This is a genomic window from Brevundimonas sp. KM4 (assembly GCF_000964075.1).
GTDB lineage: Bacteria > Pseudomonadota > Alphaproteobacteria > Caulobacterales > Caulobacteraceae > Brevundimonas > Brevundimonas huaxiensis.
Window position 1 is genome coordinate 1 of the sequence record NZ_JZRG01000049.1, and the last position, 7,658, is coordinate 7,658.

The following is a 7,658-nucleotide window of genomic DNA, read 5'->3' on the forward strand; positions in this document are numbered from 1 at the left end:
GGTCATTGTGGGTCTCGGTTCAGTCGGCGGCGGCGACGGCGGCGCTCTGGACCGCAGCGTCTGCATTGTTGTTGTTCTTGGCGTCACGGCGCGCCTTCCAGCGCGGCCGCAGGTGGGTGACGGTCACCCAGACGGAGCCCAAGGCCGCGATCACGGCGATCACCAGAAAGACGTCGTTGTAGGCTAGCACATTGGCCTGTTGCGTCACCTGTCGGCCTAGCAGGACGGCGCCTTCGGCGTTCGCCAGCGCCGGGTCCGTTATCGTCGAGGCATAGGCGCCCGACAGTTGACGCAGCCGCAAGGCGACCTGCGGGTCCAGCGCCGAAATCCCGGCCGCCAGCTGGTTGGAATGGTATTTCTCGCGGATGATCTGAAGCGTCCCGGTCAGAGCCGATCCCGCCAGACCGCCGACGTTCTGAAGCACGCTGAACATAACGATGAAGCTGATCAGGTTCTGCTTGCCCTGGGTCAGCACCTTGACGATGCCGATCATCAGGGCCGGGCCGATGAACATGGCCGAGGCGAAGGCGATCAGGGCCTGGCTGAAATACAGTTGCGCCGGACGCGTCAGAACCGTCGAATGGCTGTCGATCCAGGCGCCGACGGCGATCAGCGCCAGGGCGATGGCGATCGGCTTGTTCAGCTTCTCCATGTTCAGGGTGAAGGCGCTGACCAGGGTGCCGGCGATCATCGACAGCAGGATGACGACGAACAGGCCGTGAAGCTGATCCGGCCCAAGGCCGACGACGGTCAAGAAGCCCACCGCGCCGGAGGTCTGTTCCGACAGCACGATGCGGATCAGCAGGATCGCCCCGAACAGGCGCAGCAGGTCGGGCCCTGTTAGCCAGCGGGTGTTGATCAGCGGGTTCTTGCGATTGTGCTCGACCAGGAAGGCGGCGGTCAGCAGGAGGACGGACCCGATTAGGGCCCAACCGATCCAGGCGGCCTGCGTCCACCAGACGATCCGCCCCAGACCCAGGGCCGCACAAAGCAGGGCCACACCTGGCGCAAACAGGGCGAAGGTCAAAAAGTCCAGCCGGTCGAACACCCGCAGCCGCTCGGACGGCGGCAGCTTGACCACCTGCACCGCCCCCCACGCGACCAGGCACAGGCCCAGCTCGAACAGATAGAAGGCGCGCCAGTCGCCCAGTTGCAACAGGCCGGGCATGACGAGGCGCGAAATCGGCACGGCGAAACTGGCCAGGCCGATGCCGATGATCAGCCCTTTGAGCCTATGCGCCGCCGGAAAGGCTTGGATAATATAAAGAAAGCCCAGGCTGGAAAGGCCTGCGCCCGCCATGCCGGCGATGGCCCGCACCAGCAGGGTCGATTGATAGTTGTCGACGAACAGATGGGCCGCGCAGACCAGCACGAAGGCGCCCAAGAAGATCTGGGTGAACAGGCGCAGGCCGTACTGCATCCGGAACTTGACGAGGATCAGGTTCATGCAGGCGTTGGTCATGACGAAGACGACCGGCAGCCACGCGGCCTCGGTGATCGTGATCCCCAGCGAGCCTTGCAGATTCTGGATATTGGCGGTGACGGCGGCGTTGCCCAGCGATCCGACCATGGCGACCAGCAGGCCGGTCAGGGCGTACTGGATCCGCATCGGCCAGGCGTGATCGGGCGTAGCGGGCGAGCCGGGCATCATCGGCCGCTCGTGCGGCTTCAGCGTCTCGACATACTGCTCCCAGGGCAGGTGCCAGTTGTTGCGAGCCATCAGCGCGGCTCCCCGCGCGGTCTCAGGCCGTCAAGAACAAGCGCGCGGGTGCGCAGCGACACGGCCTGGCGCTCTGCCTCGTCCGCGCCCTGAAAGCCGGCGCCCAGCAGGGTGGCGATCAGACGGATGTCCATCGGCCGCAGATCCTCCCTCACCAGGCCGGCGGCCTGGGCCCGCTTCAGCGGCGCGGCGCCCGCCTCCATCAAGCTCTGCCGCAACGGTGTAAGCGCATCTGGCGACCGCACGTTCCGCACGACGCCGGCCAGTCCCGCATTGCGCACCATGTCCTCGGCCAGCCGGTCCAGAAACCAGAAGAAGGCCTGCGGATTATCGCCCTGTTCGGCGGTGCGCCGACCCAGGTCCGCGACGTCGGCCTCCAGCACCGCCAGAGCCAGTTCCGTGCGATCTGAGAAGTGCCGATACAGGGTGCCGCGCCCCACCCCGGCCCGTTCGGCGATCAGATCCAGGGGCGCATCCAACCCTTGGCTGGCGAAGACCGCGCGCGCGGCCTCCAGCACCGCCGCCCGGTTCAGAGCAGCGTCCTTGCGGACAGGTTTTTCGGCAGGGCGCGTCATGGTCAGGCGCGTAAATGGACACGACTGTCCGTTTTACAAGGGGCGGTTAGAGCGCTTTTTCCAGCACCACGAAATCCAGCTCGGGCCGGGGCGGATCGACGGGGAAGGGGCGGGTTTCGCCGGTGGGGGCGTAACCGCGTCGTTCGTACCAGGCGATCAGTTCGGTCCGGCGGTGGATGACGGTCATCTCCATGCGGCGCGCGCCGAAACGCGCGACCGCTTCGCTTTCGGCGGCCGCAAGCAGACGACGGCCAAGGCCGGAGGCCTGCAAGGTCGGCTCGACCGTCAGCATGCCGAGATAGGCCAGAACGTCGCCGGCGCGGGCCACCTGGACACAGCCGATCAGCGCGCCCTCGTGATGGGCCAGCAGGATGACCCGGTCGGGATCGGCGATCAGCGACGCCAGCTCCGCCGCGCTGGTGCGATCATCGAACAGCAGGTCGGCTTCATGCGTCCAGCCGGCCTTGGCGGTGTCGCCGCGATAGGCGCGCTCGATCAGCGGATGCAGCGCGGCGACATCGTCGCACGTCGCCGCGCGGACGGCGATGTCCATCACCGGCTGACGCCCAGCTCCGTCAGCAGATGATCCATCCCATAGACATCGCGCAGGGCCACGGTGACGGCCTGGGTGGTGACGATCACGCTGCGATTGGTGTTGCGGTCGTAGCCATAGGCATTGCGCTGGGTCAGGACGGTGGAATCAAATTTGGCCCCAATGATCTCGCCCCGGGCGTTGACCGCGGGCGAGCCGGACGAACCGCCGATGGTGTCGGTCGAGACGGCCATGTCCATTACCGCGTTAGGATCGATCCGGTCCTTGGCGGCCATCAGCTTGGGCGCGACCTTGAACGGTTCGGCGCCGGTGGCGCGGTCCCACAGGCCGGCGAAGGTGGTGAAGGCGCCGAAGCGCTGGCCCGGCACGTCGGAGCCTTCGACCTTGCCATAGGTCAGGCGCAGGGTGCCGGTCGCGTCGGGATAGACGGCGTCGCCATAGGCGGCGAAGCGAGCGGCGGCCAGCTGTTCAGACGCGCGGTCGGTCGGCGCCTTGACCTTATTTTCCCATTCCGTGCGGACGGCGCGGGCGTCGGCGTCGATCGACAGCACATACTGGATCATCGGATCGTCCGACGCCTGAACCGCCGCCAGACCGCCGGTCCACAGGGCGCGACGCACGGCCGGATCGGCCAGCTTGGTGCCGGCGACGACGCGGGCCGACAACTCCTCGGGGCTTTCCTTGCCCAGCAGGGTGCGAACGTAGGGGCTGTCCACCGTCAGCCATTCGCGCGTCTTGGACAGCCACCATTCCAGCCGGATCTGCTCCAGCTCGGGATAGGTCGGCCGCTCGGCGAACAGACCGGATTCGACGCCCGGCAGGCGGCTGTCGGCGAACTCGGCCAGACGCTGGTCCGACGGCTTGGCCCGCTCCTGCGCGCCGCGCACGATGGCCTTGGCCCACTGGAACAGCTGCGATCCGCCGGCGACAGAGGTGGTGCCCAGGCCCGTGCCGCCTTCCAGCAGGGCGGTCGGCGCATAGAGTTCGCGCGCGATGGGCTGGACCGCTTCCAGCGCACCCCAGGGATCGGGACCATTGCCGTTGGCGGCGGCGTAGCGCTGCATGAAGTCGACCTCGGCCGCCGCCTTGGCCTGGATGAACTGGGCGTCGGTCAGGGCGCGCATGCGGCCCAGGCCACGCTTGTAGGTGTTCTCCACGCCCACGATCGGGTCCATGGCGATGAAGGCCTGGTTCTCGCCCTCTTCGGCATAGCGGATCAGACGACCACGCAGCTCAGAGGCGATCAGCTGATCCAGCGGCAGGACCACGTCGCGGATCGTGGCCAGCTGGTCCATCGTCAGCAGGCGCTGGGTGGCGCCGGGATTGCCGGTGATGAAGACGGCCTCGCCCTCGGTCGGCTTGTCGGCGTTCCAGGCGAAGTGGATCGGCGTCTCGACCGGCTTGCCGTCCTCATACAGGCGGATGAAGGCCGCATCGATGGCGAAGCGGGGGAAGGAGAAGTTGTCCAGATCGCCGCCGAAGGTCGCGGCGCGGTCTTCCGGCGCCCAGGCCAAGCGCACATCGCTGTATTTGCGGTATTTGTAGAGTTTGAACTGGCCGCCCCGGTACAGGCTGACGACCTGGCAGCGGATCTTGGGGTCGTTTCCGCAGGCTTCGGTCTCGATCCGGCCGGCCTCGGCCTCGCGCGCCTGGGTGAAGGCCTGGCCCTCAAGCCCTTCGCCGGCCTTGTGCATCCGCTCGGTGACGTCGGAGATGTCGGTCAGGATCTCGGCCGTGGCGCCGGGGCATTTGCGCTCTTCCTCGCGCGTCTTGGGCGTAAAGCCCGTCTCGCCATACTGCTGCTGCGGCGTGGACAGGTTGGCCACGCAGGTGGCGACGCAGTGGTTGTTGGTCATCACCAGACCCTGGCCCGACACCACGCCCGCCGAACAGCCGCCGAACTTCACCGACGACAGCCGCACCCGATCCAGGAAGGCCTGATCGATATTGGTGCCCAACGTCTGGTTGGCGCGGGCGATGGGGAAGTTGTCGTAGGTCCACATGCCTTCCTCGGCGCTGGCCGAGGTGGCGGCGACGAAAGCGAGAACGGCGGCGGAGGCGAGGAGAAGAGGGCGCATGGGATGGAGCTCCAGAACTCTCCCTCCCCGGCCGGGGAGGGTGGCTGGCGCGCAGCGCCAGACGGGTGGGGGCGGCAGGCGATGAGGGCTCGGTCCTGTAAAGGATCGCCGAGCCCTCCCCGCCCGGTCGCTTCGCGACCACCCTCCCCGGAGCGGGGAGGGAGAAGCGTTTATGCGCCGTCTTAGCGACGCACGCCCAGTTCGCGCAGCAGGCGCGGCTGGTTGTAGACGGTGCGCAGGGCCTCGGTGATGGCGGCGGTCGAGACCGTCACCGTGCGGTTCAGTTCGGGGTCGTAGCCGAAGCTGCCGCCCAGCGAGTGGATGTTGCCGTCGAAGGCGGCGCCGATGACTTCGCCCTTGGCGTTGATCACGGGCGAGCCCGAGTTGCCGCCGATGATGTCGTTGGTCGAGACGAAGTCATAGACGGTCGACTTGTTGACCTTGCCCTCGGCCGCGAGCCAGTCCTCGGCCGCGTTGAAGGGCTCGGCGCCGGTGTTGCGCTCATAAAGGCCGCCGATCTGGGTGAAGGGTTCGACCGTCACGCCGCGATAGGTCCAGCCCTTCACCTGACCGTAGGACAGGCGCAAGGAGAAGGTCGCATCGGGGTACAGGTTGGTGCCGTAAACCGCGAACCGGGCCTGGGCGATCTTTTCGCCGGCGCGGCTGGTCGGGCCGGACACGGCCGATTCCCACTGGGTGCGCACGGCTTGGGCCGCATCGTCATTGGCCAGGACGAACTGGATCAGCGGGTCGCCCGAGGCGGCCAACTGCTCCGGCGTCATGGCCAGGGCCTGGGCGCGGAAGGCGGGATCGGCCAGACGCGTGCCGTCCACCAGACGCTCCGCGATCTGTTCGGGGCTTTCCTTGCCCAGCAGCGCCTTCACGTTCGCATTGTCGACCGTCAGATATTCGCGGGTCTTGGACAGCCAGAAGTCGAGATAGATCTTCTCCAGGTCGTTCGAGATCGGGGTCTCGGTCGCCAGGCGACGGCCCAGCGCGGCGATGTCGGCGTCCGAATAGCCGGCGCGACGCTCGGCGACGGGCTTGGCGCGTTCCTTGGAGGCGCGGACGATGGCCTTGGCGTAGCTGTACAGCGACGAACGCTGACCGGCCGCCGATTCCAGCTGGCGATAGGGCAGATACAGGTCGCGTTGGGCGGTCGAGGCGCGTTCCAGATCGGCCCACGGATCGCCGATGCGCTGGGCCAGGGCCGGGTCGGCGGCGACGCGCTGGCGCAGCTCCTGCTCTTCACGACGCTTGGTGGCCATGAAGGCCGGGTCGGTCAGGGCGCCTTGCTGGCCGTAGTTGACCTTGAAGCCGTTCTCCAGGCCGAAGATCGGATCGACCGAGACGCGCTTGGCCTCTTCGCCGGTCGTCGAATATTCCAGCAGGCGACCGCGCAGTTCGGAGGTCTGGATCAGGCTGATGGGCAGTTGCTGGTCACGCAGGGTTTCCAGCTGGGCCACGGTCAGCAGGCGCTGGGTCGAGCCGGGGTTGCCGGCGACGAAGGTGACGTCGCCTTCCTTGGGCGCATTGGCGTTCCAGGTCAGGTGGTTCGGCGTGGCGACCGGCTTGCCGTCCTCGTAGATGCGCAGGAAACCGGCATCCAGGGCGTAGCGGGGGAAGTTGAAGTTGTCGGGGTCGCCGCCGAAGAAGGCCGCCTGGAACTCGGGCGCGAAGACCAGGCGCACGTCGTCATACTTGCGGAACTTGTAGAGCTTGTACTGGCCGCCGCGGTAGAAGCTGATGACCTGGCAGGTCAGCTTCTGATCGTCGCCGCAGGTCTCCTTCTGGATCTTGTCGATCTCGGCGGCGCGGGCCTGGACGAAGGCGGCGCCCTCAAGACCGGCGCCGGCGCCGGTCACGCGGTCGGTGACATCGACGATGTCCGTCAGGATTTCGGCCGTCTGGCCGGGGCACTTCTTCTCTTCCTCGCGGGTGGCGGGCATCCTGCCGTTCTTGACGTAGTCGTTCTGGGCCGTGGACAGGTCTTGAACGCACGACACGACGCAGTGATGGTTGGTCAGCACCAGGCCTTCGTTCGAAACCAGCGAGGCCGAGCAGCCCTGCAGGCGGACCGCGGCGTTGCGCACGCGGTCAAGCCACGCCTGATCGATATTGGTGCCGTACTTCTCGTTCACCGTGGTGATGGGGAAGTTGTCGAAGGTCCACATGCCCTCGTCGGCGCGGGCGGAGGTCGCGGGTGCGGACAGGACGGCGGTGGCGGCGCCGAGCGCGGCCAGAGAGGCGGTGAGACGAAGCGAGGGCAAGGACATGAAGGCGTGTTTCCCAGAGCGTGGGACGGCCTGTCCCATCTGTTATGTTGTAACTAGCGCCGACGAAGGGCGGGCGCCAAGAGGCTGTAAGGCCCTTAATCCCCTGATTTCGAACCGGCAATGACAAGGGTTCACAAGCCTTACCCCGATTTAACTTGGCGGTGAGGGGGCGCACGGTCAGATAGGCGCAAGTACCGGGGGTTTATCGACGACAATGTCGCTTGCGCTATCAACACTGCTGTTCGAGTGGCGTCGCTATATGGCGGCGGTCATGGCCTTGGCCCTGTCGGGGCTTCTGGTCCTGGCGATGACCGGCGTCTTCATCGGCATCGGCAAGGGATTCACCGCGACCATCGAACGGTCGAACGCCGACATCTTCATAATGCAGCCCGGCGCCAAGAGCCTGATCGGCGGGCCGTCGGGCGTGCCCCGCCGGTTCATCCCCCTGGCCTACAA

The 7,658-nt window shown here is 66.8% G+C and carries 5 protein-coding genes and 1 pseudogene; 1 reads left to right on the forward strand and 5 read right to left on the reverse strand.

Annotated features, from left to right (window positions below; translation table 11 throughout):
- Positions 1 to 19: 19 nt before the first annotated feature.
- From VH88_RS15070 to VH88_RS15090, 5 genes are all read right to left on the reverse strand, one after another.
- Positions 20 to 1,720: an MFS transporter gene (locus VH88_RS15070; RefSeq protein ID WP_045811976.1), complete on the reverse strand. Its 1,701-nt coding sequence runs from the start codon at positions 1,718 to 1,720 to the stop codon at positions 20 to 22.
- Positions 1,720 to 2,295 carry a TetR/AcrR family transcriptional regulator gene (locus VH88_RS15075; protein ID WP_045811977.1) on the reverse strand — a complete coding sequence of 192 codons (576 nt, stop codon included), beginning with the start codon at positions 2,293 to 2,295 and terminating at the stop codon, positions 1,720 to 1,722. Before VH88_RS15075 ends, VH88_RS15070 begins: the two co-directional genes overlap by 1 nt.
- 46 nt (positions 2,296 to 2,341) lie before the next feature.
- The gene (locus VH88_RS15080) at positions 2,342 to 2,848 is read right to left on the reverse strand and encodes a GNAT family N-acetyltransferase (RefSeq protein ID WP_045811978.1); all 507 of its coding nucleotides are present in this window, start codon (positions 2,846 to 2,848) and stop codon (positions 2,342 to 2,344) included.
- Positions 2,848 to 4,926: a S46 family peptidase gene (locus VH88_RS15085; protein ID WP_045811979.1), complete on the reverse strand. Its 2,079-nt coding sequence runs from the start codon at positions 4,924 to 4,926 to the stop codon at positions 2,848 to 2,850. Before VH88_RS15085 ends, VH88_RS15080 begins: the two co-directional genes overlap by 1 nt.
- A gap of 182 nt (positions 4,927 to 5,108) precedes the next feature.
- A complete protein-coding gene (locus tag VH88_RS15090) occupies positions 5,109 to 7,202 on the reverse strand; it encodes a S46 family peptidase (protein ID WP_045811980.1) in 2,094 nt (697 codons plus the stop codon).
- Between the two features lie 214 nt (positions 7,203 to 7,416).
- Between VH88_RS15090 and VH88_RS15095 the strand changes: the two are divergent.
- A pseudogene (locus tag VH88_RS15095) lies at positions 7,417 to 7,658 on the forward strand (ABC transporter permease); the annotation flags it as partial.

Coding starts and splice junctions, on each gene's coding strand:
- VH88_RS15075 (WP_045811977.1), bottom strand. CDS start 2,295: ATGACGCGCCCTGCCGAAAAACCTGTCCGCAAGGACGCTGCTCTGAAC.
- VH88_RS15090 (WP_045811980.1), bottom strand. CDS start 7,202: ATGTCCTTGCCCTCGCTTCGTCTCACCGCCTCTCTGGCCGCGCTCGGC.
- VH88_RS15070 (WP_045811976.1), bottom strand. CDS start 1,720: ATGGCTCGCAACAACTGGCACCTGCCCTGGGAGCAGTATGTCGAGACG.
- VH88_RS15085 (WP_045811979.1), bottom strand. CDS start 4,926: ATGCGCCCTCTTCTCCTCGCCTCCGCCGCCGTTCTCGCTTTCGTCGCC.
- VH88_RS15080 (WP_045811978.1), bottom strand. CDS start 2,848: ATGGACATCGCCGTCCGCGCGGCGACGTGCGACGATGTCGCCGCGCTG.